This window comes from Pseudomonas sp. CFBP 8770 (genome assembly GCF_014841705.1).
GTDB lineage: Bacteria > Pseudomonadota > Gammaproteobacteria > Pseudomonadales > Pseudomonadaceae > Aquipseudomonas.
Genome location: NZ_JACYUL010000006.1, coordinates 52,910 through 79,873 on the forward strand (window position 1 = coordinate 52,910; position 26,964 = coordinate 79,873).

The 26,964-nt window shown below is 61.9% G+C and carries 29 protein-coding genes; 12 read left to right on the top strand and 17 right to left on the bottom strand.

The window, feature by feature from the left end:
* The first annotated feature begins 201 nt into the window (after positions 1-201).
* The gene (locus IFT98_RS14485; protein ID WP_192050334.1) at positions 202-888 is read left to right on the top strand and encodes a FadR/GntR family transcriptional regulator; all 687 of its coding nucleotides are present in this window, start codon (positions 202-204) and stop codon (positions 886-888) included.
* A gap of 146 nt (positions 889-1,034) precedes the next feature.
* Here the strand turns inward: IFT98_RS14485 and IFT98_RS14490 are convergent, their stop codons facing one another.
* From IFT98_RS14490 to prlC, 6 genes are all read right to left on the bottom strand, one after another.
* Complete coding sequence (locus tag IFT98_RS14490) at positions 1,035-2,348, bottom strand: c-type cytochrome (RefSeq protein ID WP_192050332.1); 1,314 nt, start codon at positions 2,346-2,348, stop codon at positions 1,035-1,037.
* Positions 2,349-2,359: 11 nt separating this feature from the next.
* Entirely contained in the window at positions 2,360-4,144 is a 1,785-nt protein-coding gene (locus IFT98_RS14495; RefSeq protein WP_192050330.1) for a GMC family oxidoreductase, read from the bottom strand.
* Between the two features lies 1 nt (position 4,145).
* Positions 4,146-4,883, bottom strand: coding sequence for a gluconate 2-dehydrogenase subunit 3 family protein (locus IFT98_RS14500; RefSeq protein ID WP_192050328.1), 738 nt, complete (start codon positions 4,881-4,883; stop codon positions 4,146-4,148).
* Between the two features lie 253 nt (positions 4,884-5,136).
* A complete protein-coding gene (locus IFT98_RS14505; RefSeq protein WP_192050326.1) occupies positions 5,137-7,206 on the bottom strand; it encodes a M3 family metallopeptidase in 2,070 nt (689 codons plus the stop codon).
* A 120-nt stretch (positions 7,207-7,326) separates the two neighbouring features.
* Positions 7,327-7,584, bottom strand: a complete 258-nt coding sequence (locus IFT98_RS14510; protein WP_043191945.1) for a YheV family putative zinc ribbon protein — start codon at positions 7,582-7,584, stop codon at positions 7,327-7,329.
* Complete coding sequence (gene prlC / locus IFT98_RS14515) at positions 7,581-9,629, bottom strand: oligopeptidase A (RefSeq protein WP_192050324.1); 2,049 nt, start codon at positions 9,627-9,629, stop codon at positions 7,581-7,583. Before prlC ends, IFT98_RS14510 begins: the two co-directional genes overlap by 4 nt.
* A gap of 92 nt (positions 9,630-9,721) precedes the next feature.
* Here prlC and IFT98_RS14520 point away from each other — a divergent pair, with 92 nt between their 5' ends.
* Positions 9,722-10,267 carry a gamma carbonic anhydrase family protein gene (locus IFT98_RS14520; RefSeq protein WP_192050322.1) on the top strand — a complete coding sequence of 182 codons (546 nt, stop codon included), beginning with the start codon at positions 9,722-9,724 and terminating at the stop codon, positions 10,265-10,267.
* Between the two features lie 4 nt (positions 10,268-10,271).
* Entirely contained in the window at positions 10,272-10,928 is a 657-nt protein-coding gene (locus IFT98_RS14525; RefSeq protein ID WP_122796645.1) for an HAD hydrolase-like protein, read from the top strand.
* Positions 10,929-10,995: 67 nt separating this feature from the next.
* On the opposite strand, the gene IFT98_RS14530 is transcribed toward IFT98_RS14525, so the two are convergent.
* A complete protein-coding gene (locus IFT98_RS14530; RefSeq protein WP_192050320.1) occupies positions 10,996-12,081 on the bottom strand; it encodes an aminopeptidase in 1,086 nt (361 codons plus the stop codon).
* An 83-nt stretch (positions 12,082-12,164) separates the two neighbouring features.
* Between IFT98_RS14530 and IFT98_RS14535 the strand changes: the two genes are divergently transcribed.
* Positions 12,165-12,578 carry a PA0061/PA0062 family lipoprotein gene (locus IFT98_RS14535; protein ID WP_192050318.1) on the top strand — a complete coding sequence of 138 codons (414 nt, stop codon included), beginning with the start codon at positions 12,165-12,167 and terminating at the stop codon, positions 12,576-12,578.
* 109 nt (positions 12,579-12,687) lie between these two features.
* Positions 12,688-13,101 carry a PA0061/PA0062 family lipoprotein gene (locus tag IFT98_RS14540; RefSeq protein ID WP_192050316.1) on the top strand — a complete coding sequence of 138 codons (414 nt, stop codon included), beginning with the start codon at positions 12,688-12,690 and terminating at the stop codon, positions 13,099-13,101.
* Between the two features lie 50 nt (positions 13,102-13,151).
* On the opposite strand, the gene IFT98_RS14545 is transcribed toward IFT98_RS14540, so the two are convergent.
* Both IFT98_RS14545 and IFT98_RS14550 read right to left on the bottom strand, forming a co-directional pair.
* Positions 13,152-13,385, bottom strand: a complete 234-nt coding sequence (locus tag IFT98_RS14545) for a DUF1161 domain-containing protein (RefSeq protein WP_192050314.1) — start codon at positions 13,383-13,385, stop codon at positions 13,152-13,154.
* 53 nt (positions 13,386-13,438) lie between these two features.
* Positions 13,439-13,864 (bottom strand): OsmC family protein, encoded by a 426-nt coding sequence (locus IFT98_RS14550; protein ID WP_342214174.1) that lies wholly within the window; start codon positions 13,862-13,864, stop codon positions 13,439-13,441.
* A gap of 197 nt (positions 13,865-14,061) precedes the next feature.
* Here IFT98_RS14550 and IFT98_RS14555 point away from each other — a divergent pair, with 197 nt between their 5' ends.
* Entirely contained in the window at positions 14,062-15,063 is a 1,002-nt protein-coding gene (locus IFT98_RS14555) for an LLM class flavin-dependent oxidoreductase (RefSeq protein ID WP_192050310.1), read from the top strand.
* Positions 15,064-15,164: 101 nt separating this feature from the next.
* Here the strand turns inward: IFT98_RS14555 and IFT98_RS14560 are convergent, their stop codons facing one another.
* The gene (locus IFT98_RS14560; RefSeq protein WP_192050309.1) at positions 15,165-15,389 is read right to left on the bottom strand and encodes a DUF1161 domain-containing protein; all 225 of its coding nucleotides are present in this window, start codon (positions 15,387-15,389) and stop codon (positions 15,165-15,167) included.
* A gap of 133 nt (positions 15,390-15,522) precedes the next feature.
* A complete protein-coding gene (locus IFT98_RS14565; RefSeq protein WP_043191958.1) occupies positions 15,523-15,738 on the bottom strand; it encodes a dodecin in 216 nt (71 codons plus the stop codon).
* A 145-nt stretch (positions 15,739-15,883) separates the two neighbouring features.
* Between IFT98_RS14565 and IFT98_RS14570 the strand changes: the two genes are divergently transcribed.
* Positions 15,884-16,207, top strand: a complete 324-nt coding sequence (locus tag IFT98_RS14570; protein ID WP_122480070.1) for a DUF883 family protein — start codon at positions 15,884-15,886, stop codon at positions 16,205-16,207.
* On the opposite strand, the gene IFT98_RS14575 is transcribed toward IFT98_RS14570, so the two are convergent.
* Positions 16,204-17,100 (bottom strand): LysR family transcriptional regulator, encoded by an 897-nt coding sequence (locus IFT98_RS14575; RefSeq protein ID WP_185794610.1) that lies wholly within the window; start codon positions 17,098-17,100, stop codon positions 16,204-16,206. The two genes, IFT98_RS14570 and IFT98_RS14575, sit on opposite strands and share 4 nt — an antisense overlap.
* Before the next feature lie 105 nt (positions 17,101-17,205).
* Here IFT98_RS14575 and trpB point away from each other — a divergent pair, with 105 nt between their 5' ends.
* From trpB to IFT98_RS14590, 3 genes are all read left to right on the top strand, one after another.
* Complete coding sequence (trpB, locus tag IFT98_RS14580) at positions 17,206-18,429, top strand: tryptophan synthase subunit beta (RefSeq protein ID WP_192050307.1); 1,224 nt, start codon at positions 17,206-17,208, stop codon at positions 18,427-18,429.
* Positions 18,426-19,238, top strand: a complete 813-nt coding sequence (gene trpA / locus IFT98_RS14585; RefSeq protein ID WP_192050305.1) for a tryptophan synthase subunit alpha — start codon at positions 18,426-18,428, stop codon at positions 19,236-19,238. Before trpB ends, trpA begins: the two co-directional genes overlap by 4 nt.
* A 121-nt stretch (positions 19,239-19,359) precedes the next feature.
* On the top strand, positions 19,360-19,851 hold the full coding sequence (locus tag IFT98_RS14590) for an anti-virulence regulator CigR family protein (protein ID WP_192050303.1): 492 nt from the start codon (positions 19,360-19,362) through the stop codon (positions 19,849-19,851).
* A gap of 213 nt (positions 19,852-20,064) precedes the next feature.
* On the opposite strand, the gene IFT98_RS14595 is transcribed toward IFT98_RS14590, so the two are convergent.
* The 3 genes from IFT98_RS14595 to IFT98_RS14605 all read right to left on the bottom strand — a co-directional run bounded on the left by IFT98_RS14595 (position 20,065) and on the right by IFT98_RS14605 (position 22,427).
* Positions 20,065-20,838: a hypothetical protein gene (locus tag IFT98_RS14595; protein WP_152965730.1), complete on the bottom strand. Its 774-nt coding sequence runs from the start codon at positions 20,836-20,838 to the stop codon at positions 20,065-20,067.
* Between the two features lie 112 nt (positions 20,839-20,950).
* A complete protein-coding gene (locus IFT98_RS14600) occupies positions 20,951-21,424 on the bottom strand; it encodes a hypothetical protein (RefSeq protein WP_192050301.1) in 474 nt (157 codons plus the stop codon).
* Between the two features lie 94 nt (positions 21,425-21,518).
* Complete coding sequence (locus tag IFT98_RS14605) at positions 21,519-22,427, bottom strand: choline sulfate utilization transcriptional regulator (RefSeq protein ID WP_192050298.1); 909 nt, start codon at positions 22,425-22,427, stop codon at positions 21,519-21,521.
* A gap of 114 nt (positions 22,428-22,541) precedes the next feature.
* Here IFT98_RS14605 and betC point away from each other — a divergent pair, with 114 nt between their 5' ends.
* Positions 22,542-24,053 carry a choline-sulfatase gene (gene betC, locus IFT98_RS14610; RefSeq protein ID WP_192050296.1) on the top strand — a complete coding sequence of 504 codons (1,512 nt, stop codon included), beginning with the start codon at positions 22,542-22,544 and terminating at the stop codon, positions 24,051-24,053.
* A 38-nt stretch (positions 24,054-24,091) separates the two neighbouring features.
* Positions 24,092-25,012, top strand: coding sequence for a choline ABC transporter substrate-binding protein (gene choX / locus IFT98_RS14615; protein WP_122480064.1), 921 nt, complete (start codon positions 24,092-24,094; stop codon positions 25,010-25,012).
* A gap of 99 nt (positions 25,013-25,111) precedes the next feature.
* On the opposite strand, the gene aroE is transcribed toward choX, so the two are convergent.
* Positions 25,112-25,936 carry a shikimate dehydrogenase gene (gene aroE, locus IFT98_RS14620; RefSeq protein WP_192050294.1) on the bottom strand — a complete coding sequence of 275 codons (825 nt, stop codon included), beginning with the start codon at positions 25,934-25,936 and terminating at the stop codon, positions 25,112-25,114.
* Positions 25,937-25,953: 17 nt separating this feature from the next.
* Positions 25,954-26,877 carry an oxygen-dependent coproporphyrinogen oxidase gene (gene hemF, locus IFT98_RS14625; RefSeq protein WP_192050292.1) on the bottom strand — a complete coding sequence of 308 codons (924 nt, stop codon included), beginning with the start codon at positions 26,875-26,877 and terminating at the stop codon, positions 25,954-25,956.
* Positions 26,878-26,964: the final 87 nt, after the last annotated feature.

Genomic DNA, 26,964 nt, shown 5'->3' on the forward strand with positions numbered 1-26,964 from the left:
GTCGGCAGACATCATACAACTCGCATTGGATTAAACTCAACGCCTGTGGATAATTTGACTGTGCCATCCGTCGTTGTCATACATCTTGAGCAGGCAGGTGGCCATGTCGATGGTCATTCCGCGACACCCGTACCGGTACGGTGCAATGCCTGAGTGATACACCCAAGGTATGATCGGGCTTTTCCTCAGGGGGGCTCATCGATGTCCAAGCGACCCAACAGCCTGGCCCATGTACTGGTCGAGGCGTTGAGCCAGCAGATTCGCCTGGGCACCTTGGCGCCAGGGGCCAAACTGCCGTCGGAGGGCGCCATCGTGACGGAACACGGGGTCAGCAGGACCGTGGTGCGCGAAGCGTTGTCACGCTTGCAGGCGTCCGGGCTGGTGGAGGCCCGGCATGGCGTGGGGACCTTCGTGCTGCGGCGCGAACCGGCCCATGGCCTGCGCTTGAACGTGGATACGGCGCTCAGCGTGCGCGGCATCCTGGAATTGCGTCTGGGCCTGGAAACCCAGGCAGCGGCCCTGGCGGCCAAGCGTCGCAGCGAGCAACAGTTGCAACGTATGCGCAAGGCGCTGGATGACTATCAACGTTCGCTGGCCAACAACGACAGTTGCGTGGAGGAAGACAAACGCTTTCACCTGCTGATTGCCGAGGCGACCGGCAATACGTATTTCACCGACATCATGCAGCACCTGGGCGATGCGATGATTCCGCGGACTCGCCTGAATGCGCTGGAGAAAGGCGATGCCGATCTGTCCCAGCTGGGGCAGGTGGCGAACCTCGAGCATGAAGCGATCTACCAGGCCATTCGCAAGCAGGATGCCGATGCGGCGCGGGCGGCGATGTGGCTGCATTTGAGCAACAGCCGCGATCGGTTCAATGCGGATTGAGGGGGAGGCCATCTCACTGGAGGGTGTCAGTGAGGGCCTCTTCGCGGGCAGAGACCCGCTCCCACAGTGGGGTGAATTCTCAACCGGCTTTGTGGGAGCGGGGCGGGCGGCGAGCCCTCTGCCCGCGAAGAGGCCGCCAGCCATGATCAATGGCTGGTGGACTGCCCCAGGTCATCGCCGGAGGTGTGTTTCATGTCGTCGCCGCGCATCTGCCTGACGTCGCCGGCCGACACCGCCGAGCCCTGGTTGCCCCAGCTGGTGCGGATGAAGTTCACCACGTCGGCCACTTCCTGGTCTGACAGGCGCCAGGCGAAGGCGGGCATGGTGAACGTCGACGGCGCCGTGTGCGTGGCTGGCAACGTGCCTCCCGCCAGCACGATGTGGATCAACGAACTGGCATCCTCGGTCTGCAGCACCGGGTTGCCGGCCAAGGCTGGGAATACCCGCGCATAACCCTGGCCATCGGTCCGATGACAGGCCGCGCAATTGTCGATGTACACCCCGGCACCGACCTTGCTGTCGTCGCCCTTCCACAGCGCATCGGCCACGCGCGCATCGTATTCATGCGGCTTGTCGGCGCGGTCCACCGCCGGCAGCGTCTTCAGGTAGCGGGCAATCGCGGTAAGGTCTTCGTGGCTCATGTACTGCATGCTGTGCTCGACCACGTCGCTCATGCCGCCGAACACCGCACTGCGGTCGCTGCGGCCGGTCTTGAGAAACTGCACCAGTTGCTCTTCGCTCCAGCTGCCCAGGCCATCCTTGTGATCGCCGCGCAGGCTCTTGGCGATCCAGCCTTCGAGCGGTGCGCTGCCAGCCAGGAAGTCGGCGCTGTCGGCGGCGCTCAAGGCCTTCTCCTGCATCGTGATCGCCCGCGGGGTATGGCAGGCACCACAGTGCCCGAGCCCCTCGACCAGATAGGCGCCGCGGCTGATCACCGGATCGGAGCCCGGCGGCGCCTGATAGGCGCTCACGGCCGGGGCGAACAGCCCGCGCCAGATCGCCAACGGCCAGCGCATGCTCAACGGCCAGGGAATGTCGGTCGCCTTGTTCGGTTCCGCCACCGGCGCCACGCCCTTCATGAAGTAGGCATACAGTGCGTGCATGTCGGCATCGCTGACCCTTGCATATGACGGGTAGGGCATGGCCGGGTACAGGCTGCTGCCACTCTTGCCGATGCCATGGCGCACGGCCTTGTCGAAGTCGTCGAAACTGTAATTGCCGATGCCGTCGCTGTGCGGCGTGATATTGGTCGAGTAGACCGTGCCGATCGGGGTTTCCATGCCCAGCCCACCCGCGAACGGCGCACCGCCCTTGGCGGTATGGCAGGCCACGCAATCACCGGCACGAGCGAGGTAGCGACCCTGCTCGATCAGGGCGTCGTCGGGCTCGGCGGCCCAGGCCGGCAGGCTGGTCGACAGGCTGGCCAGCAAGGTCAGCGCAGCGATCTGGATAACGTTCATCTGTGCGCTCCTTATGCCTGCACCAGCGGGCCGGGGTTCTTCAGGTACTGCTCGCGAATGGCCCGCGCCGACCAGTAGGTCAGTGCAGCCACCAGGCCTGTGGGGTTGTAGCCCAACCCCTGAGGAAAGGCCGAGGCGCCTGGAACGAACACGTTGGGCACATCCCAGCACTGCAGATAGCGGTTGATTGCACTGGTCTTGGGGTCGGTGCCCATGATCGCGCCGCCGTTGAGGTGGGTGGTCTGATAGGAGGCCGTGTTGAAATGCTCGCCGACTTTCTTGCCGAGCAGGGCAATCGCCTTGGGGTTCATGGCCTCGGCGACCTTGCTCATTTTCTCGACCATGAAGCGGTTCATCTTGATGTCGTTTTCCTGCCAGTCGAAGGTCATGCGCAGCAACGGCAGGCCATAGGCATCGCGGTACACCGGGTCCAGGTCCAGGTAGTTGCCACGATAGGACTGATGGGCGCCGTGGGCATCCATCGACACCTGATGGGTGTAGTAGTCGGCAGTGGCTTTCTTCCAGGCACTGCCCCAGGCAGGCGTGCCGGGTGGATTGGCCGTGCCGGCGATGGGCCGGCTGCCGGCCTGGTTGACCCACATCGGCGAGCCGCCGACGAAACCATGGGGGCCATGGTCGAAGTTGTCGGCGTTGAAGTCGTCGAACGCCACACCGTTGCCACCGGCACCGATGAAGTTGTTGGTGTGGGTGTCCTTGTCAAAGAAGGCCTTGATGGTGGCCATGTTCTGATAGGCGAAATTCTTGCCGACCACACCCTCGCCGGTCTTGGGGTCGTAAGGCTGCCCGATGCCGGAGAGCAGCATCAGGCGCACGTTGTTGAACTGGAAGGCTGCGAGAATCACCAGGTCTGCCGGTTGCTCGACCTCACGGCCCTGGGCATCGACGTAGGTCACCCCGGTTGCCTTGCGCTTGCTGCTGTCCAGGTTGACCCGCAGCACGTGGGCATTGGTGCGCAGCTCGAAGGTTTCGACCTGACGCAATGCCGGCAGAATGTTCACGTTCGGTGACGCCTTGGAATACATGTAGCAGACATAGCCGCTGCAGAAGCCGCAGAAGTTGCAGGGGCCCATCTGGGCACCATAGGGGTTGGTATACGGCCCGGATGTATTCGCCGACGGCAAGTTGTACGGCTTGTATCCGACCTCGGCCGCAGCCTTCTGGAACAGCTGCGCCGACACGGTGTTCTTCTGCGAGGCCAGCGGAAACGGATTGGAACGATCCGGCGCATACGGGTTGCCGCCCTTGCCTTCGCCGACGCGCACACCGTTCACTGTCCAGGCCTGACCCGAGGTGCCGAAGACTTTTTCGGCGAAATCGAAGAACGGTTCCAGCTCTTCATAGCTGACGCCGAAATCCTGGATGGTCATGTCCTTGGGAATGAACTGCTTGCCGTAGCGCTCTTCGTAGTGGCTGCGCATGCGCAGCTCGATGGGATCGACTCGAAAATGCACGCCGGACCAGTGCAGACCGGCGCCGCCGACGCCCTTGCCTGGCAGAAACGCACCCAACTGACGGTTGGGCAGGGCGACGTCGTTGACGCTGTGACGGATGGTCACGGTTTCCTTGGAGATGTCCTGGAACAGCTTCTTGCGCACGCTGTAGGTCAGCTCGTCGATCACCTGTGGATAACTGCCGTCGGGGTAGGTGTCCTGCATCGGGCCGCGCTCCAGCGCTACCACTTTGAGGCCCGCCTCGGTGAGCTCCTTGGCCATGATCGCGCCGGTCCAGCCAAACCCGACGATGACCGCGTCGACCTTCTTCATTACCGTTGCCATGTCAGGCCCTCTCGCCGCGAATCGACACTGCCGGGAAAGGGTATTGCTCGTTGCGTTCTACCCAGTCCATGAAATCGGCGCGGGCGCCTGGAAAACCGATCTGCGTCCAGCCGACCATGCCCTTGTTGCCACCATGCACCGGGTCGCAGAAGAAGCCTTCGCGGGTGTTCTGCAGAATCAGGCTGAAAAATGCCGTAGCCGGCAATTCATCGAAAACCAGCTCGCCTGCTTCGATCTTGCCGAGAATACGCTCTTGGGTAGCGCTGTCTTGCTCGGCGAACGTCTTGCCTGATTGAGCCTTGCACCACGCATCGGTGGCGGCGATGCCCAAGCGGTAGATCTGCTGTGGCACCAACTGCAGCTGATAGCCCATCTGTGGCGCGGCGTTGGTCACGAACGGGCCCTGCATGTACCACAGCGCGCCGGTGGCGTAGGGCGTATTCATCTGGCGGTCGATGAATTCCGCCGCTCCGGCTTCCAGAGCGCCGGGGCCCAGATCGTCCGCCGGAATTAGGCGAGCCACTGCGGCCTGAACGAAAGCCCATTCTTCAGCGGTGAAAAATGACGGCTGATAGTCGGTGGCGGGCGTGGGCACAGGTGCTGCCGACCGAGCAGCGGCGTTGGCATCGACCGTCAGGGCTGCGACGCCCAAGCCACTGCTGGCGACGGTTACCACCGGAATGAGGGTCAGGGTTTTGCGCAGAAAATCCCGGCGCGGGTTGTTTTCTTGCTCGGACATCAAGGTTCTCATCAGCTGTTCGATACGGTTTTTATCGATGCGCAGCCCGGCGGTACGTGTTCGTTGCACCACGTGGCCAGCGGCGGGTGGTGCTTTGTGGAAGGCGCAGACGCGACACATTCGGCACGAAGCCAGGCGCGGCAAAATGCCGCCCTGACGGTTCAGCCGACAAATGTATCCATTTGTGACGGCAAATGAAACCGGTTTCAGTGTGTGCGTACCGGGTCTTCATATCTGCCATTGCGTGGCCCGATCACGTCTTGATGCCCAGATCGAGCAGCAGCGCGTCGATACCCGGCTTGCTGCCAGCAAAGCTTTCGACCAGTTCGGCAATGGGTCGCGTCCCGCCCGATGCCAGAATCAAGCGTTCGAAATCTCCCCCGACCTGGCTTGAGAGCAAGCCTTCGCGCTTGAAGCGGGCGAACAGATGAGCGGCGAGCACCTGGGCCCAGACATAACTGTAATACCCGGCCGCGTAGTACTCGTCGGTGAACAGGTGGACGAAGGTGTTCAACCAACGCACATAGGCGGGATAACGGACGACCTGGGTCTGCTGCAGCACCTGTTCGCCAATCTGCTGCGCCGAGAGCGTGTCGTTCTGGCTGTGCAGACGATAGTCGACCAAAGCGTATTCGAGCTGCCAGAGCAGGGCCTGGGCACGGAAGCGCGCTTGGGCGGCGAGCGCCTGTTCGACGAAGGCGGTACCGATCGGTTCGCCGGTTCGATGATGTCGCGACAGCGACTGCAGAACCTCGGGCTGCATGGCCCAGTGTTCGAACACGCCGCTGGGCAATTCCACCGCGTCTTCGGCCACGCCCTTGATGCCTGACACGCTGCCATGGTCGACGCGGGTCAGTACATGGTGCAGCGCATGGCCCAGCTCGTGGAAAAACATCTGGATCTCGCCCAGGCTGAGCAGGCAGGGAAACGCCGGCGTCTCGGCTGCAAATTCACAACCCACATGAGCGATGGGCAACTGCAGCCGGCCGTCGGCAAAACGATGGCGGTCACGCAGGGCTTCCATCCAGGCGCCCGCGCGCTTCTTCGGCCGGGTATGCAGGTCCAGGTAGATATGGCCCAGCACCTGTCCCTGCTCGCTGAGTTGAAACAGGTGCACCGATGCAGGCTGGCGCGGTGCCGGCGGGCATTTCAGCCACTGCACATCGAACAGTTGCTCGAGCAGCCGCTGCAGGCCATCGAGCACGGCCTGCACGGGAAAGTATTCACGCACCTTGAGCTCGGTCACCCCGTGATGGATCTGCAGGTATTTCTCCTGATAGTAATTGCAGTCCCAGGGCTGCAGCGCCGGCACTCCGAACAGCGCGGCCAGTTCCTGCAGCGGGGCGAACTCCGCCAGCGCCGCAGGGCGGACCTTGTCGATCAATTGCAGCAGGAGCTGTTCCACGTCGGCGGCTTCGTCGAACATGCGCGTGGCCTGGGCCAGCGAGGCATAGCTGCGATAACCACTCGCTTCGGCCAGCTCGGCGCGGGCCGCAAGGATGCGTTGCAGCACCGGTCCGTTGTCATGTTTTCCGGCCTGCGGGCCTTGCTCCGAAGCCTGGGTGTAGAAGGCGCGGTACACCTGCTCGCGCAGTGCGCGGTCGTGGGCCTGGCTCAGTACCGCCAGCACCAGCGGCAGCTCCAGTGGCAGCAGCCAGCCCGACAGGCCAGCCTCGCGTGCGCTCAGCGCCATGCTGGCGAGTACCGCAGGAGCAACGCCTGCCAGTGCGGTCTGGTTATCGAACTTCAGGGCCCCGGCTTCGCTGGCTGCGCTCATGTTGTCGGCGAAGGTCTGGTACAACCCGGCCAGCTCCAGATGCAGGCGCCCGATGCGCCTCTGAATCGAAGGTTGGGTGCCTGCCCCGGCCAGGCGCGAAGCACGCAAGGCATGGCTCAATGCTGCCTGCTGGGTCGGGTCCAGATCGAGCGCCTGCGGACTTTGCTGCAATAGCTGCAACACGGCATGCACGGTGCGGTTGTGCTTCATGGCCGACTCATAGGCCTGTACCCGTTCGCGACAGCGCGCATAGGCGTCGATCACCGCGAGATGGTGATGGCGACTGAGCAATTGTTCGGGCTGCAGCACCGCCAGCAGGCGTTGGTGCATGTCTTCCAGCGGTTTGACCAGGCCATCCCAGGTAGGGAACTCGAGTTGCTCGGGAAGCAATCGCGCCAGCTGACGCAAGTTGCTTTCGATCACATGGGTGATGGCCGGCTCGACGTGTTCGGCCTTGATCAAGTGGTAGGGGACTATGTCGTGATTGCCCAGCAAAGGGTTGTCGGCCAACAGGGCGGCCGGTGCAGACGGGTGCGCGGTGGTCATGTTCGATTCCTTGAATGACGCGTGAGTGGCGCGCCAGTCTAGGAATGGGAACGGTGTGGGACGTGGTAGCCGGCTATTGCCGTCGGCCTGCCCTTGCGGCAAGTCGACGGCGCGCCTGGCTCAAGGCTTCTTGAGCTTGGGGTTGGGAAAGAACTGCACCGGTTGCGAAGTGGGCCGGGCGACCTTGACGGCCACCTTATTGACCCGCGTGCCCAGCTCGCTGGGCACCGATTGGCCCTGCGCGTTCAGCGTGTCGCTGTAGCCGCAGGCCACGCATTCGCGATGCGGAACCTCGTCGACGCTCCACATCATCAGCTTGTCCGGCTCGCTGCAGGCCGGGCAGACGGCCCCGGCGATGAAGCGCTTCTTGGTGATCATGCTGCCGCTTCCTCGCTCAACCCGCTGTGGCGCAGCAGCGCATCGATGGAGGGCTCGCGACCGCGGAAGTCGACGAACAGCACCATGGGTGCCTGCGACCCGCCGCGGGCCAGAATGGCCTCGCGGAACGCGCGGCCAGTGTCGGCGTTGAGCACGCCGTCTTCCTCGAACTTGCTGAACGCGTCAGCCGACAGCACTTCAGCCCACTTGTAGCTGTAGTAACCGGCCGCGTAGCCGCCGGCGAAGATGTGCGCGAAGCTGTTGGGAAAGCGGTTGTAGGCCGGCGGACGCATGACCGAAACCTCGTCACGGACACCGTCGAGCACTTCCATCACGCTGCGGCCGTCGCCGTGGGAGGCGTGCAGTTCGAAGTCGAACAGCGAGAACTCGATCTGCCGGACCATCATCAGCCCGGACTGGAAGTTCTTCGCGGCCAGCATCTTCTCCAGCAGGTCCTGGGGCAGCGGCTCGCCGGTTTCGTAGTGACCGGAGATCAAGGCCAGGCCTTCGGGTTCCCAGCACCAGTTTTCCATGAACTGGCTGGGCAGCTCGACCGCGTCCCAAGCCACGCCGTTGATACCCGACACACCGACGTGCTCGACCCGCGTCAGCAAGTGGTGCAGGCCGTGGCCGAATTCGTGGAACAGTGTGGTGACTTCGTCGTGGGTCAGCAGCGCGGGCTTGCCAGCATCGGCCGGGGTGAAATTGCACACCAGATTGGCCACCGGGCTCTGCAGCTCGCCGGCCTCGGTGCGACGCCGGTCGCGGGCGCCGTCCATCCAGGCGCCGCCGCGCTTGTTGGCGCGCGCGTAGAGATCGAAGAAGAAGCGGCCCACGTGCTGGCCGTTTTCCTTGATCTCGAACAGGCGTACATCAGGGTGCCAGGTGTCGAACCCTTTCTGCTCGGCGATCTCGATGCCGTACAGGCGCTGCACGATGGCGAACAGGCCGCCCAGCACCTTGTCGATGGGGAAGTAGGCGCGCAGCGCCTCTTGGGAAACGCTGTAGCGCTGTTCGCGCAGCTTTTCGCCATAGAAGCCGCTGTCCCAGCTTTGCAGGTCGGCACAACCCTGTTCGGCGGCGTAGGCCTTGAGCTGTTCCAGATCCTGGGCCGCGAATGGCTTGCTGCGCTGGGCCAGATCACGCAGGAAGGTCAACACCTGATCGGTCGATTCGGCCATCTTGGTCGCCAGGCTCAACTCCGAATAGCTGGCGTAGCCCAGCAGCTGCGCCAGCTCCTGGCGCAGGTCGAGGATCTCGCGCATCACCGGCGTGTTGTCGTTCTGGCCCGCGTTGGGGCCTTGGTCCGACGCGCGGGTGCAGTAGGCCGCGTAGAGTTCTTCACGCAGGGCACGGTCGTGAGCGTAGGTCATGACCGCGTAGTAGCTGGGGAACTCGAGGCTGATGAGCCAGCCGTCCAGGCCCTTGGCCTGCGCCGCTGCAGCCATCTGCGCCTTGGCCGAATCGGTCAGGCCGGCCAGGGCCGCTTCGTCGGTGACGTGCTTGGTCCAGGCCTGGGTGGCATCGAGCAGCTGGTTGGAGAAACGGCTGCCCAGTTCCGAGAGCTTGCTCTGCACCTGGGCGTAGCGCTGCTGTTGATCGACCGGCAGATCAATACCGGACAGGCGGAAATCGCGCAGCGAATGTTCCAGAATGGTCTTCTGGGCAACGTCGAAGCCTGCAGCTTCAGGGCTGTTGGCCAGGGTTTCGAAGGCCTGGAACAGTTCGCGGTTCTGGCCCAGCTCGGTCGAGTAGGCACTGAGCGCCGGCAGGCACGCTTCATAGGCCTGGCGCAGTTCGGCACTGTTGCACACGGCATTGAGGTGGCTGACCGGGCTCCAGGCGGCGCCCAGGCGGTCGTTCAGCTCGTCCATGGCCAGCACCAGGCCGGCCCAGGTAGGCTGACTGCCCTGGGTTTGCAGAATGTGGGCAATGGCCGCGCGGTTATCGGCCAGGATCTGTTCAATCGCCGGTTGTACGTGCTCGGCACGGATCGCCGAGAACGGCGGCAGGTCGTAGGACTGCAGAAGGGGATTCGCGCTCACGGTTAAACACCTTGGCTATTGAAGAAACACTGGGACATCTTAATTACAATTGCGATTCACCGCAGCTATCGACAACACAGAGGATGCCTATCGTGGCTATTCGCACATTCCAGCAGCATACGCCGCGCCTTGGCGAACGCGCCTTCGTCGACCGCTCGGCGGTGGTCATCGGCGACGTCGAGATCGGCACCGACAGCTCGGTCTGGCCGCTGACCGTGGTTCGCGCAGACATGCACCGCATCCGCATCGGCAAGCGCACCAGCGTGCAGGATGCCAGTGTGCTGCACATCACCCATGCCGGCCCGTTCAATCCAGACGGTTTCCCGTTGCTGATCGGTGACGACGTGACCATCGGCCACAAGGTCATGCTGCATGGCTGCACCCTGGGCAATCGCATCCTGGTCGGCATGGGCAGCACGGTCATGGATGGCGCAGTGGTGGAAGACGACGTGATCATCGGCGCCGGCAGCCTGGTGCCGCCGGGCAAGCGCCTGCTCAGCGGCTTCCTGTACGTAGGCAGCCCGGCCCGCCAGACGCGGCCGCTGACCGACAAGGAACGCGCGTTCTTCACCTACACCGCTGGCAACTACATGAAGCTCAAGGACCAACACCTGGCCGAAGGCTTCGACAAGGACTGATTCCGTGCATTATCAAAATATCCTGTTCGACCTCGACGGCACCCTGACCGACCCGCGCGAGGGCATCACCCGCTCCATCCAGTATGCCTTGGCCAAACTGGGCATCGACGAACCCGATCTGCGCAACCTGGAGCATTTCATTGGCCCTCCCTTGCTGGAGCAGTTCATGCACGCCTACGGTTTCGACGAAGCCCGTGCCTGGCAGGCAGTGAATTTCTACCGCGAGCGTTTTCGCGTCACGGGCCTGTACGAAAACCAGATCTTCGCCGGTGTCATCGCGTTGCTCGAAACATTGCAGGCGCAAGGCCGCCATTTGTATATCGCCACATCCAAACCCTGGGAGTTCGCCCGGGAAATCGCCCGCCACTTCGATTTCGCCAGGCACTTCAAGGTCATCTACGGCAGCGAGCTCGACGGCACGCGGACCGACAAGGTGCAACTGATCGCTCATATCCTCGAGCAGGAAGGGCTGGAGCCAGGCAAGACCTTGATGGTCGGCGACCGCAAGCATGACCTGATCGGCGCCCGCCTCAATGGCCTGGATTGCGCGGCGGTGGGCTATGGGTTCGGTTCGCGGGAAGAGCTGGTCCTGGAAAATCCGACGTATCATTTCGATACGTTGCAGGCGCTGCATGAGGCGTTTTTGCAAGGCGCGCGATGATGCAGTGAAGGTGCGGGCCTCTTCGCGGCCAGTGGCCGCGAAAGGGCCCGAGAGAACACCGCAAACCTCATCGGCCCAACCGATTCAACTCGGCCCTGCGCTGGTCCATCGGCAACTTGCCCAGCTTTTGCGCCTGGGCATAGAACGCGCGCCAGTCGCCATCGACCTGCCGGAACAGGCCGGCGAACGCCGGTACCCATTGGTCATACAGGCCAAACGGCAACAGCTTGGCATTGTTCATCGGCCCATTCATCCAGGCATCGAAACGCCGGTCGCCACCCCAGCGCTCATCGCGCAGCTGGCGATAGTCACGGCGCAGGCGTTCGAACTCGGCAGCCTTGCCAGCCTGCATGGCCTCGGCCGTAAGCGGCTGCGCGTACAGCGTGGCCAGGCGTTCGCGGGTCTCGAGCACCAGCCGGGTGAACTGCTCACGTTGTACTGCAGGTGTGCCTGCCGCCTTTGCCAAACCGCGCCAGGCGCGCCACTGCCGGGTGCCCTCCTGCTCGACGAAGGTGGCGAAGGACTCGTTGAACTCGGTGTCGTCCTGCACATACACGCGCTGATGCGCCAGCTCATGGAAGATCAGCGTAGCCAGGCGCTCGTCGCCCCATCCCAGCATGGTGTTGAGAATGGGATCATCGAACCAGCCCAGGGTCGAGTAGGCCTCTACGCCGCCGATGTACACATCCCGGCCCGCCAGCTTCTGCAACGCCGCCTCGCCCCGAGCACCGGACTGGCTGTAGTAGCCGCGATACGCAACGCAACCGGCGACGGGGAAGCAATGGGTCAACGGCGCCAGGGAAAACTCTGGCGTGGCGAATACGTTCCACACCACCAGCGGCCGACCGATATCGGCATACAAACGATAGCTGCGGTTGTCCGGCAGATGCAGATGCGCACTGGCGAAATCGCGAGCGGCCTGCGCACGCTGCAACTGCTCGCGCAGGCGCGGATCGCGCGCGGGGTCTGCGATGATCCGCGTGACCGGCTCACGTGCCTGCAACAGCTGCCACTGGCCCTGCATCAACTGGCCGTAATAGCCGACGCTGGTGCAACCGCTGAGCAGGAACAACAGGCACAGGGGAACAAAAGCGCGCAAACCGCGGTCGAGTGCGGCAAGAATGGAACGACGAACAACAACGAATTCATGCATGTGGTTTTCCATCGCCAGGCCCGCCAGCGAGCAGGTGTTATCGGCGCTGACCCTGCATCTTACGATCCCATCAGGAGAATTCCATGCGCGCATTGATCATTGCTGGCGGCATGCTGGCCCTTGCCGGCTGCGCCGGTCTGCCCGACCCGGACCCCAGCCAGGCCTGGATCGATCTGCAGGCCGACAAGCACAACGCCCTGCAGGCGACCCAAGTCGACGAGCGGGAATGGGGCGACACCCGTTATTTCGAAGTCGAACCCGGCAGCCATGAGCTGACCGTGCGCTTGCAGTTCCCCGTGCAGCCGACCAACATCGGCCCAGTGCCCGCGCCGCTGTGGCGCAACTGCGAACTGAACCTCACCTACGCCGGCTTCGACGCTGGGCAACGGTATTTTCTGGAAGCCGGCAGCGTCGGCTTTCGCCCATGGGCCAGGCTCTACGACGAGCAGCGCAAACTGGTAGGCCAGGCACAACCTGCAGGCTGCCAGAGCGCCTGAGTACTCGGCCGGGCATGGCGACCGTCGGCGGCAACTCGCATGGCCGACGCAAAGCTTCTAGACTCGACGTGTGTCCTGCTCACTTTTTTCCTGCAGCCAAGGAGTTTCCATGCGCGCCGTGCTCGCCCTGTTGACCCTCACCACGCTGGCTGGCTGCGCCAATCCGCCGTTGCCGGCCGTGGATCCTGGCAAGGCCTGGATCGAAATGTTCACCACGACCGGTCGGCTGGTCATGGCAGAAAGTCTGGATGGTCGCAAACTCAATGACGGGCGCTACTTTCAGGTAGATCCCGGCAGCCATGAGCTGGAAGTGCGTTTCGATTACGAAATGTATGCCGGCGGGGGGCTGGTCAACGACCCGTTTGACCGTACCTGCTACCTGACCGTGCGCTATGACGGTTTCAAGGCAGGTCAGCGCTACCGCCTGGAGGGCAGAGCGATTGCCATGCAGGCCAGTGCGCGTCTGTATGACTCAAGCCGGCAGATCGTCGCCGAAGACCGGGCGATTCACTGCATTCCCTGAATCCGGGCGCAGCGGTGCACCACTGAACGACGACAGCGGATGCCGTGGGATCAGGTGTCGTTCTTTTGATAGATGATCTTGCGCGTGCCGTTGTCGCAGGACCCCACCACCATGCTCGGGTCCTTGGCGTCCAGATTGTCGACGATTTCCAGGGTGTAGGACACAACGCCTGCCCCTTGGATCTTAGCTTCGATCTCGGCCTTCAATTCTTCGCACGACTTGGGTGCCGCCAACGCCGAGGTTGCCAGGACACTGCACGTCATCGCCAAAATGAATCGTTTCATGGGCAATTCTCCAGGTGAGTGAGCAGTGTACGGCAACCGGGCGCAACCCTACCTCAAGATTCCAGCGTGGCGTCCAGAGTGATCTGGGCGTTCAGCACTTTCGACACTGGGCAGCCTTCTTTGGCCTTGTTGGCCAGTTCTTCGAACTTCGCCTGATCGATGTTGGGGATCTTCGCCGACATGGTCAGTTTGATGGCGGTGATCGCGAAACCTTCGCCTTCCTTGTCCAGCGTAACCTCGGCGGAGGTCTTGATCTGATCTGGCGTGAAGCCTTCACCGCCCAGGATCATCGAGAAGGCCATGGAGAAGCAGCCGGCATGGGCCGCGCCGATCAATTCTTCCGGGTTGGTACCTGGCTGGCCTTCGAAGCGGGTGTTGAAACCATAGGGGTTGCTTTTCAGGGCGCCGCTTTGCGTCGAGATCTCGCCCTTGCCGGTTTTCAGATCGCCTTTCCAGACAGCCGATGCGGTTTTCTTGATGCTCATAAAGCCTCCTTGATGGGCGCGACGGGTTCGCGCGGTGACAAGTGTTCAGAGGCCACGGCGCGAGGCAAGTTCAGCGCCGTTCTGACCGCTGGCTATTGAATCCGAATGATAAGCCCATATTGATTACACACTCGGTAGCAAAGATGCGCGGGGCATCCCACCTGCCACATACCCACAGGATGCCAATGATCATGACTGGTTTGACCGATACGAAATACTCCGTCCTCGACCTTGTACCGGTGCGGGCCGACCACGGCCCGGCGCGGTCGCTGCACAACGCGCTGGACCTGGCACGCCACGCCGAAGGCTGGGGCTACAACCGCTTCTGGGTGGCCGAGCATCACAACATGGACGGGATCGCCAGCTCGGCGACCTCGGTGCTGCTGGGCTATCTGGCGGGGGGCACTTCGTCGATCCGCGTCGGCTCTGGCGGGGTGATGCTACCCAACCATGCGCCGCTAGTGATCGCCGAGCAGTTCGGCACCCTGGAAAGCCTGTATCCGGGGCGCATCGACCTGGGCCTGGGCCGCGCGCCGGGGTCGGACCAGATGACCGCCCGGGCGTTGCGCCGTGAACGCTCCGGCAGTGCCGACGATTTTCCCGACGACGTCCGCGAGTTGATGGCCTACCTGGGGCCACGCACTCCGGATCAGAAGGTGATTGCGGTGCCGGGCAGCGGCACCAACGTGCCGGTCTGGTTGCTGGGCTCCAGCTTGTTCAGCGCGCAGCTGGCGGGCATGTACGGCCTGCCGTACGCCTTCGCTTCGCATTTCGCGCCGCGCTACATGCATGAGGCGATCCGGGTCTATCGCGCCCACTTCCAGCCCTCCGAGGTGCTCGACAAGCCTTATGTGATGCTCGGCGTGCCCTTGGTGGCAGCCGACAGCGACGAGCACGCCGACTACCTGGCAACCTCGGTCTACCGCCGCATCCTCAACCTGATGCGTGGCCAGACTCTGGTGCAGCAGCCACCCGTGAAAAGCATGGAAGGGTTGTGGTTGCCCCATGAGAAGGCCGCGGTCGGGGACTTTCTGGGCCTGGCGATGGTGGGAGGACCGGCGAAGCTCCGTGCCAAGCTGGACGTGCTGAAGGAACAGACTCAGGCAGATGAGCTGATCTTTACCTGCGATCTGTACGAGCATGCCGACCGCTTGCGGTCGTATGAGCTGTTGGCGCAGGTGATGCAGGGCTGAGTCTTGCACCGACCTGGTGTATTGCGGGGTTCGTTTCGCGGCCGCTAACCGCTCCTACAGGGGATTTCGTTTTCTGTGGGAGCGGGGGGCGGCTGCAATCTTCAGCGCTTGTAGACGATAGCCTTGGTACCGCCTTCACACGAACCGACCACCTGGAAACCGGCATCCGGAGTGACGTTGTCGACCACTTCCAAGGTGTAGCCCGACACGCCCTTGGCATCAATGTTCTTGGCGATTTCTCCCTTGAGTTCTTCACACGACTTGCCCGCAGCGAACGCGCCGCTTGCCAGGCTCAACAAACCCACAGCCAATAAAACTCGCTTCATCGCTTACATCCTTGGTCTGATAGTGCCGGTTTAAAGACAAACGGCGGGCCGCCTGGATTCAGGTCGACACGCCGGTAATGTGTTGTAACTCAACCTATGGCATTCGGCCAGTCGGAAGATTCCGTGTTTTCTGTCAGCTGTTCTGGATACGGAAGCCGACTTTGAGTGTGACCTGGAAATGCGCCACGCGACCGTCTTCGATATGGCCACGGGTTTCGGTCACTTCGAACCATTCCATTTTTTCGATGCTTTTGCTCGCTTCGGCCAACGCGTTGTTGATGGCGTCTTCGATGGTGGTGGTCGAGGAACCTACCAGTTCAACCTTCTTGTACGTGTGGTGATCGCTCATGATGCTCTCCATTCGGGTGGCTACTGAAGTGGTTGTCTACCTGTGTGGGGATTTCTGCGCTAAAAGTTCACACGCACTGCACTTTCATCTTGCAGCGCAGTCGGAATCTACACACGCTATTCACCACAATGAAGGAGAGTTACCCATGGCAATTTCGTCACGCAAAGCTTCGCTGCAGAGCATGGAAGCAGAAATCGAAAGCCTGCTCCGCTCCCTGGAAAGCCTGAAAGAAGATTCCACCGAGGAGTCGCGCAAGGTGCTCAAAGCGTTGAAAGCCAACGCGGAATCCGCGCTGAGCCATTCGCGCAGCCTGATCAGCGACGCCTATGAAGAAGTGAAGGTCAAGACCAAGGAAACCGGCATTGCCACCCGTGACTACGCCCAGGAGCATCCTTGGGCCGCCGCTGGCGTCGCCGTGGGCGCACTAGGCCTGATCGCCGCTTACCTGATGTGCAATCGCAGCAACTAATCGACCTGGCGTTCGAGCTCTTGCGCAAGCCATAGCGCCAGTTGTCGGGCGCGCCCGTCTGCGGCGCGTCGCGGGACCCAAAGTGCCAGCCGCGCCGGGGTTTGCGTAAACCCCCATGGCGCGGCCAGGCGCCCGGCGCGCAGGTCATCGACCACCAGCGGTTCGGGTGCGATGGCAATGCCCAGGCCAGCCACCGCCGCCTCCAGTAAATAATACAAATGCTCGAACCCTTGTCCCATGGTCAACGCCTCGGGATCCAGGCCGTTGCGCCGTGCCCAGCTGGGCCAGGCCTGTGGCCGCGATGTGGTGTGCAGCAACGAGTGCCCGAGCAAGTCGCTGGCAGCACGGCTCTGCAAGGCTTCGAACCCTTGGAAGCGCGGGCTGAGTACCGGGCCGATACGCTCTTCGGCCAGCTCGTACACGTCCATGTCGGCGGGCCAGGGCGGCTCGGCGAACATCAGCAAGGCATCCAGCCCGGGACGGCGAGGGTCCAGGTCACCTTCGCCAGCCGAGAGGTGCAGGCGCAAGTCCGGCAGCTCGCTGTTTAGCCGACCCAATCGAGGTATGAACCAGCGCGCCAGCAAGCTTCCCGAGCACCCTAGAACGAACGGTGCCTGAGCCTGGGCCTGGCTGAGCTCCGTACAGACCAGACGCAAACGCTCGAAGGCCTCGGCGCTGGCATCGCGCAGTCGAATGCCAGCATCTGTGAGTTTCAAGCCACGTCCCTGCTTGACGAACAACGCGATGCCCAGATGCTCTTCAAGCACTTTCAACTGTCTGCTCACGGCACCGTGGGTAACGCTCAGGTAGTCAGCCGCCTTGCTGACGCTGTTGAGCCGGGCAGTGGCTTCGAACGCTTTGAGGGCATTCAGCGGGGGCAGGTCACGGCTCATGGTATTGTGAGAAATCCTGACAGGTTGTCGAGATCTTATCGGTTTTCTTCGATCGTTGTCGTGGATACAGTGGCTACATCGTCATTCAATTCCCTGGAGCTTCGCATGACCCAGACCAATCTTCGCAGTGGTCCTGACAGCAACGGCCTGTTCGGCGCCTTCGGTGGCCGCTACGTCGCCGAAACCCTGATGCCGCTGGTGCTGGAGCTGGCTCGCGAATACGAAGCCGCCAAGGCCGATCCCGAATTTCTCGAGCAGCTCGCCTACTTCCAACGCGACTACATCGGCCGGCCCAACCCGCTGTATTTCGCCGAGCGCCTGACCGAACACTGCGGCGGGGCGAAAATCTACTTCAAGCGCGAAGAGCTCAACCACACCGGCGCGCACAAGGTGAACAACTGCATCGGCCAGGTGCTGCTGGCCAAGCGCATGGGCAAGAAGCGCCTGATCGCCGAGACCGGCGCCGGCATGCACGGCGTGGCCACGGCCACGGTGGCAGCTCGGTTCGGCTTGCCTTGCGTGATCTACATGGGCGCCACGGATATCGAGCGCCAGCAGGCCAACGTGTTTCGCATGAAGCTGCTGGGCGCTGAGATCGTGCCGGTCACTTCCGGTACCGGCACGCTGAAGGATGCCATGAACGACGCCTTGCGCGATTGGGTCACCAATGTCGACGACACCTTCTACCTGATCGGCACGGTGGCCGGCCCGCACCCTTACCCGGCCATGGTTCGCGACTTCCAGTCGATCATCGGCAAGGAAACCCGCGAGCAGTTGCAGGAGAAGGAAGGGCGCCTGCCCGACAGCCTGGTGGCTTGCGTAGGTGGCGGTTCCAATGCCATGGGTCTGTTCCATCCCTTCCTGGATGACAGCAGCGTGGAAATCATCGGTGTCGAAGCCGCCGGCCATGGCGTGGATTCCGGCAAGCATGCCGCCAGCCTCAACGGCGGCGTGCCCGGCGTACTGCACGGCAACCGTACCTATCTGCTGCAGGACGACGATGGGCAGATCACCGACGCGCACTCCATCTCGGCCGGCCTGGACTACCCCGGCATCGGCCCTGAACACGCCTTTCTGCATGAAATCAAGCGCGTGAACTACACCAGCATAACCGACGAAGAGGCGCTGACCGCGTTCCACGCCACCTGCCGCCTGGAAGGCATCATCCCGGCGCTGGAAACTGCCCATGCCCTGGCCGAGGCCATGAAGCGCGCGCCAACATTGCCCGCTGACCACCTGATGGTGGTGTGCCTGTCCGGCCGCGGCGACAAGGACATGCAAACCGTCATGAGCCATATGGGCGCCCACCCGAAGGAGACACTGGCATGAGCCGCCTCGAACAACGCTTCGCCGACCTCAAGGCCGAAGGCCGCGCCGCGCTGGTGACGTTCGTCACGGCGGGCGACCCAGGCTACGACGCTTCGCTGTCCATCCTCAAAGGCTTGCCGGCTGCCGGCGCCGATGTGATCGAACTGGGCATGCCCTTCACCGATCCGATGGCCGACGGCCTGGCCATCCAGCTGGCGACCCTGCGCGCACTCAACGCTGGGCAGACGCTGGCGAAAACCTTGCAGATGGTTCGCGAATTCCGCGTCGACGACAGCACCACGCCGATCGTGCTGATGGGTTACTACAACCCGATCCACCGCTTCGGCGTCGAAGCCTTCGTGGCCCAGGCCAAGGAAGCCGGTGTCGACGGCCTGATCATCGTCGACCTGCCGCCCGAGCATGATGGTGAATTGGCGACCCCGGCACAGGCCTCGGGTATCGACTTCATCCGTCTGACCACGCCAACCACCGACGATGCACGCTTGCCACGGGTACTGGAGCGCAGCTCCGGGTTCGTCTACTACGTATCGGTGGCCGGCGTGACCGGTGCCGGCTCGGCTACCACCGAGCACGTGGGCGCTGCCATAGAGCGGCTGCGTCGGCATACCGACCTGCCGATCAGCGTTGGTTTCGGCATCCGCACGCCCGACCAGGCTGCCGCCATTGCCCGCCTGGCCGATGGCGTGGTGGTCGGCTCGGCACTGGTGGACAAGATCGCCCATGCCCAGCACCACGGTCAGGCTGTGGAAGATGTGCTGTCGCTGTGCAGTCAACTGGCGCAGGGCGTACGTAAGGCTCGTGTCAGCTGAAGGTAAAGATTCCAATACAGAGGAATTAGCCTCTGGTTCACGGGACTAAACGGCAAGACCAAGGGGATCGAACCTGTGTTCGGTGCCCCTTTTTGCTGTTTGGCCGTGAAGGAAATCCATGATGAACATGCCAAAAAACCTGATCCTGAGCATGGGTGCATTGCTGATCGCTTGTGCACCGCTGGTGCAAGCCGCTCCCGGTGGTCCGGGTGGAGCGGATGAGCAACGTCAAGGACGCCAGGAACAACCCCATCAGCGGCAGGACGGACCCGATCGGCCTGATCATGACGAGCGCGGTCCGGGCAACCGTGGCCCAGGCAACCCAGGTGGCGGCATCGCGCGCGGTGGTCCACCCCAGGATTTCGGCCCCGTACGCCAGACCATTCAGGATCATCGCGACGTCTTCCGGCCCGGCAACCCACCTCCCGCCAGTATTCGCGCCATCAAGGGACAACCCCTGCCTCGCGGCTACGGTGCCCGCCTCGACGGTCCCGCGCTGAAGCATCTACCACGTTACGAAGGCTACGAATGGCGCCGCATGGGCACGGATGTGGTGCTGATCGCCATTGGTACCGGGATCGTTTATGAGGTATTGCAGGGGGTGTTGAACTGATCAACCATCTAGAGATGCACTGCCTGTCGTGACGCCTTCGCGGCTGTACGCCGCTCCTACACGGTCGCATTTCTTTGTAGGAGCGGCGTACAGCCGCGAAAACGGTGAGATAGGCGCTGCATAGCTTGCAGCAGAACCACGCCGACTCATAGCAGCAACGCAGCAAACTATTCAGCGCATTCGCTTCGAATCACTTCTAGCGCATAGCCAATGTCACTCGGCATAAACGCGTCTGGGAATGCCGGACATATCGTGATACTCAAAGAATGGAATGCTAACACTTCCATGGAAAGGCGCATTTAGCCCCCATTGACCATACCCAGCCTCTAGATGGCTAGGCGCTCCACCGGACGCAGACAGAGGGAAATTTGCAGCGGATAGGCTATCAACAGGCGAGCTCAAAACCGGCATTGACGGCTGCACCGGAACATCCAAGCTTTCATCGAACAGAGCTCTTAAGGCGCTTACAATCTCTTCATGCAAAACAGGATTATCGATACCAGGCTCGAACACACCCCAAAAACTAAATCGAGACAAACCCATCAAATCTCCAAATGTTGTAAACATAGAATTGCTGTTTTTTGTATTGCCAATCACCTTGATACCCCCCGGTGGGTAGTCGAGATTCATATCGTTTATAAGCCCAATCGACTTCACGGCGGCACGCCACCGAGGTAGTATATTTCCGCTGTCTCCGGACAAGACCACTTTTCGAGTCTGTCCTTCTTGGTAGAGATACCCCGTAGTCACCTGGTGACCTATTACACCCACCTCAGCGTGATGTTTTTTAACTGCAAAATGCCATGCTCTCAATGAGTGGCGATTAGAGGTGCCAATTGTCGCCGTACGAAGCGTGACGCGGTCGGTAGCTAAGCCATGTAGCTCCGCCATGACCTCTCCGTTCGGGTGACGAAGCGCCCAAAAGTTGTGGCTCCATAGACCGGCGATAGCATGTGAACGTGCTTCGATTTGATATTGCTGTGACATGGGTAACTCCTGTTAAGGGATGGATGTATGACTTCGCGAACTGTAGCCCGCGGTCTATGCTTCCACTACCCGGCTTATGGAGTTAAATACATAATTAATATTTTCTCATATTCTAATGAGAAGCCGCCCAAGCGCTTATACACCCCATGCCACTAGCCAAAAAGTCCATGGATGACCAATTCGATAGATCTGAAACAGGCTCGAGATAGTCGAAACCGTAAACAAGCGTGATATTGCCCCAACAGCCGCTCACTTTTTCGACGTTGCGATCCGGCTGCTGGAAATGGGTTTCGCTGATTACCGTACATACAATCCGGTTCGAGGCGTGTTGAGCAGAAACGCATTCGCCTTTCATGCCTTTGAAAAACGCTACCAGTGATGCATGGTCCAACGGTCGAAATGCCCGAGCGCCTATGGATCTACCTTCATCAAGACGAAGGGAAGGCGAGTGACCATCCGGCATCATGCGGATGATCGTATAGGTGAAGATATCGATTGGGGTAGGCGGGTGATAATCCTGAGGGATGGGTAGATAACATCCTGAAACGGCGGTAGATACAACGGCGACTGCTATGGCACGGCGCATGTCGATGCATTCCTGATCGGCGGGACATGCAGGTTAGCCAGTCGACCGATTGTGCAGTAGCAGCCGTTTCCCAAGTGAATGTGAGATATCCCCTCTACCGCCGGCTCTGCTCCTCCATCACCCAATCCACGAACCGTTGCACCATTTGTCCACGGCGTTTGCGTTGCGGCACCACCACGAAATAGCCCAACGCCGATGTGGCGGCGCCTTCGAAAGGGCGGCAGAGCAGTTGCTGCTCCAGCAATGCGTCCACCAGGTGACGCCAGCCGATGGCAACGCCTTGCCCGGCAATCGCGGCCTGGATGAGCAGTGTGTAGTTGTCGAAGCGCAATTGCCCCGGCGCTGGGGCACTGGGGATGTGCAAGGCGCGGAACAGGCCGATCCAATCGAACCACTGACAGCTGCTTTCACCGCGCAGGTGCAGCAGCGGCCATTCGAGCAATGCATCAGGGCCCAGCGGTAGCGTTCGATCGTCCAACAGGCGCGGGCTGCAGACCGGGAAGACTTCTTCGTTGAACAACCAGTGACTTTCACCCTGACGGAAACGGCCATCGCCGAACAGGACCGCCACATCGATGTTCGGGCCAAGCATGGCGTGGCTGCGTTCACTGGTGACCAGGCTGACGTCGACCTGTGGATAACGTTGGTGGAAGCGATGCAGACGTGGCATGAGCCAGTAGGCGGCGAACGCGAAGTCGGTAGAGACCTGAAGCACTTCGTGCTGGGTTTGACTGGTGATCAAGCCCAGACAGTCGTCAATGCCGCGCAGCCCTCCATGTACCGCCTCGAACAAGGTGTAGCCTGCGTCGGTCAGCTCGATGCCTCGGTAGATACGATCGAACAGGCGGATGGCCAGCTGTTCCTCGAGCCGTTTGATCTGCTGGCTGACGGCAGGCTGCGTCGTACCCAGCTCGACCGCGGCAGCGGTAAAGCTGCGCAGCCTGGCGGCCGCCTCGAAAGCCCGCAACAGGTCAAGAGACATCTCTCCAAGGCTCGTAAACATAAGCGCTACTTATCCTAGGTATTGTCCGGCATGGGCTTTACCAGGCCACAGCTGCACCGCATGGTGGACGGCAGAAATTTCGCATTAATCTCCACTATGGAATGCCCTGAGCCGATGAAGCGCAAGAACATTCTTTTCATCATGGCCGATCAGATGGCCGCACCCATGCTGCCGATCTACGCGCCATCACCGATCAAGCTGCCGAACATCAGCCGCCTGGCCGAGACCGGGGTGGTCTTCGATGCGGCTTACTGCAACAGCCCTTTGTGCGCGCCTTCGCGCTTCACATTGGTCAGCGGCCAGTTGCCGAGCAAGATCGGTGCCTACGACAACGCTGCCGACTTTGCCGCCGACGTGCCGACCTATGCTCACTACCTACGGCGCCTGGGCTACCGCACGGCGCTGTCGGGCAAGATGCATTTCTGTGGCCCGGACCAGCTGCACGGCTACGAAGAACGCTTGACCAGCGACATCTATCCGGCCGATTACGGTTGGTCGGTCAACTGGGACGAGCCCGACGTGCGCCCCAGCTGGTACCACAACATGTCCTCGGTGTTGCAGGCTGGTCCCTGCGTGCGCACCAACCAGCTGGACTTCGATGAAGAGGTGGTCTTCAAGGCCCAGCAGTACCTGTTCGATCACATTCGCGAAGACGGTGATCGGCCGTTCTGCCTGACGGTGTCCATGACCCATCCGCACGACCCCTACACCATTCCCAAGCCGTTCTGGGACCTGTACCGCGACGAGGACATCCCGCTGCCGCAGGACGTTCCGAACCAGGCCGAGCTGGACCCGCATTCGCAACGCCTGCTCAAGGTGTATGACCTGTGGGACAAGCCCCTGCCTGTGGATAAGATTCGCGACGCCCGCCGCGCCTACTTCGGGGCCTGCAGCTACATCGATCACAACGTCGGCAAGCTGTTGCAGACCCTGGAAGAAACCGGATTGGCCGACGACACCATCATCGTCTTCTCCGGCGATCACGGTGACATGCTCGGCGAGCGTGGCCTCTGGTACAAGATGCACTGGTTCGAGATGGCCGCGCGGGTGCCGCTGCTGGTTTGCGCGCCCGGGCAGTTCAAGCCAGGGCGAGTGCAGGCCGCAGTGTCTACCGCCGACCTGCTGCCGACCTTCGTCGAGCTAGCCGGTGGCGAACTGGAACCCGGCTTGCCGTTGGACGGACGCTCACTGGTGGCTCACCTGCAGGGCCAAAGCGGTCATGACGAAGTGTTCGGTGAATACATGGCCGAAGGTACCCACAGCCCGTTGATGATGATCCGCCGTGGCGCGATGAAATTTATCTACAGCGAGGTCGACCCTTGCCTACTCTATGACGTGGACAACGACCCACGCGAACGTGAAGACCTGAGCCAGTCACCCCCGCACCGGGCACTGTTCGAGGCTTTCCTGAGTGAAGCCCGGCTCAAATGGGACATGCCGGCGATACACCAACAGGTGCTCGCCAGCCAGCGCCGACGCCGCTTCGTGGCCGGCTCGCTGACCCAAGGCACGCTGAAGAGCTGGGACCACCAGCCGCTGGTGGACGCCAGTCAGCAGTACATGCGCAACCATATCGACCTGGACGACCTGGAGCGCAAGGCACGTTATCCACAACCCTGCCCATAACATTCGAAGCTCTGAGGGGAAGTCGCATGAAGGTCACCATGAAGATATCCACAGCCCTGGCCGCCGGTTGGCTGGCGGTTGCCGGGACCACGGCGGTCGCCGACGAACAACGCTGCGAGACGGTGAAGATGGCCGACCCGGGCTGGAGCGACATTGCCGCCACCAACGCGCTCACCAGCCTGGTGCTGGAAGGCATGGGTTACCGGCCCAAGATCGACACGCTGGCGGTGCCGATCATCTTTGGCGGTCTCAAGGATGGCCAGGTGGATGTCTTCCTCGGCAACTGGATGCCGGCCCAGCAGGGCTTCTACGACAAGTTCGTGGCCAACGGCGATGTGGTGCAGTACGCCAAGAACCTGGATGGTACCGAGTTCACCCTGGCCGTCCCCGACTACGTGTATGACGCGGGTGTGAAGGATTTCGCCGACCTGGACAAGCACGCCGACAAGTTCGGCAAGAAGATCTACGGGATCGGTTCAGGGGCACCGGCCAACCTCTCGCTGGCCGAGATCATCAAGAAGGACGAATTCGGCCTGGGTGACTGGAAACTGGTGGAGTCCAGCGAGCAGGCGATGCTGACCGAGGTCAATCGCAACGTGAAGAAGAAGTCGTTCGTGGTCTTCCTCGGCTGGACGCCGCACCCGATGAACGTGCAGATCAAGCTCAAGTACCTCACCGGCGGCGAGAAGTATTTCGGCTCGACCGGCACCGTGCACACCCTGACCCGCAAGGGCTATGCCGAGAGTTGCCCGAACACCGGCAAGCTGCTCAGCAATCTGGTGTTCACCCAGGACATGGAGAACAGCATCATGGCCGATGTGGCCAACAACAAGAAAACCAGCGCACAGGCGGCGCAGGCCTGGCTGAAAGCCAATCCGGCGGTGTTGGAGAAGTGGCTGGAGGGTGTGAAAACGCTGGATGGCAAGGATGCCCTGCCGGCGGTACGCGCGAAGCTTTGATTTGACGGGCTTTGATTTGATGGGTGTCAGTCATGGCCTCTTCGCGGGCGGCGAGCTCTTTGACCGCGAAGAGGCCTTCACTGACACCCTTCAATCAACTCAACCCGCCGCCATCTCCCGGCGCAGCTGGCTCAGCACCGGCGCCGTATCCACCGCCACGCCGCGCCAGTAGGTGAACGCTTCGGCCGCTTGCTCGACCAGCATTCCGAAACCGTCCAGCGACAGGCGCGCACCGTGTTCGCTGGCCCAGCGGCAAAACGGCGTCGGCTCCTTGCCATACATCATGTCGTAGCAGACCGTTACGCCTGGCTCGATCAGGCTGGCGGCGATCGGCGGCAGATCGCCCGCCAGGCTCGCCGAAGTGGCATTGATGATGATATCCACCGGCTCCTCCAGCCAATCGAAGCCACTGGCCGCCACCGGCCCCAGGTCAGCGAACAGCTGCGCCAGCTGTTCGGCTTTCTCGACCGTACGGTTGGCGATCACCAGTGACAGCGGCCGCTGTTCGAGCAACGGCTCGAGCACTCCACGCACCGCACCGCCGGCACCCAACAGCAGAATACGCTTGCCCTGCAGGGTCACGCCGGCGTTGTTGACCAGGTCGCGCACCAGCCCCACGCCATCGGTATTGTCGCCACGCAGGCTGCCATCGGGCAGCCGACTGAGCATGTTCACCGCGCCGGCACGCTGCGCTCTCGGGGTCAGTACGCTGCACAGGCCGAACGCCTGCTCCTTGAACGGGACGGTCACGTTTGCGCCCAGCCCTGCTTCGAAAAAGCCCAAGGCACTGCGGGTGAAGTCGTCGATGGGCGCCAGCCGTGTGTCGTATACCAGCGCCTGGCCCGTCTGCTCGGCAAACAACCGGTGGATGGCGGGTGATTTGCTGTGCCCCACCGGGTTGCCGAAAACCACGTAACTGTCCATGCCAATCGTTTCCTGAATCAAAGGGTAGGGGTCTGCGCCAGCCAGTCGCGATCCTGCAGAAAGTAGTCGGTGAGCCGCGCCTCCTCGCTGCCGGGTGCCGCTTTCCAGTCATAGCCCCAACGCACCTGCGGCGGCAGTGACATCAGGATCGACTCGGTACGGCCACCCGACTGCAGGCCGAACAGCGTACCGCGGTCGTAGACCAGGTTGAACTCGACGTAGCGCCCGCGGCGAAACTCCTGGAATTCACGCTGCTGCGCGGTGTACGCCATGGCCTTGCGCCGCTGAACGATGGGCAGGTAGGCGTCGATGAAGGCATCGCCGATGGCGCGCATAAACGCGAAGCTGGTGTCGAAATCCCATTCGTTCAGGTCATCGAAGAACAGGCCGCCCACGCCCCGCGGCTCGTCCCGGTGCTTGAGGTGGAAATAGCGGTCGCACCAGGCCTTGTAGCGCGGATAGACATCGGCGCCGAAAGGCTCGCAGGCCTGTTGCGCAACGCGATGCCAGTGGATGCAGTCTTCCTCGTGGGCGTAGTAGGGCGTCAGGTCGAAGCCGCCGCCGAACCACCAGACGGCCTCTTCGCCTTCTTTTTCGGCAATGAAGAACCGCACGTTGGCGTGGGAGGTGGGCACGTGCGGGTTGCGCGGGTGGATCACCAGCGACACGCCCAGTGCCTCGAAGCCGCGGCCGGCCAGTTCCGGTCGATGGGCGCTGGCCGAAGGTGGCAGGCCCGTGCCGAATACATGGGAAAAGTTGACCCCGCCTTTCTCGATCAACTCACCGTCGGCAATCACTCGAGTGCGCCCGCCGCCGCCGGCTGCGCGCGTCCAGGCATCTTCGACGAAGCGCGCGCCGCCGTCTTCGGCCTGCATGGCGTGGCAGATTCGATCCTGCAGATCGAGCAGATAGGCTTTCACGGCCTCTGTGCGGGTAGTCATGGCATCACCTTGAAAAAGGGCAAATACCGCCAGCGGCCTGGGAACACGCCTGACCGGCGATCAAGTCGGCGCGTAGCATAGCATCGC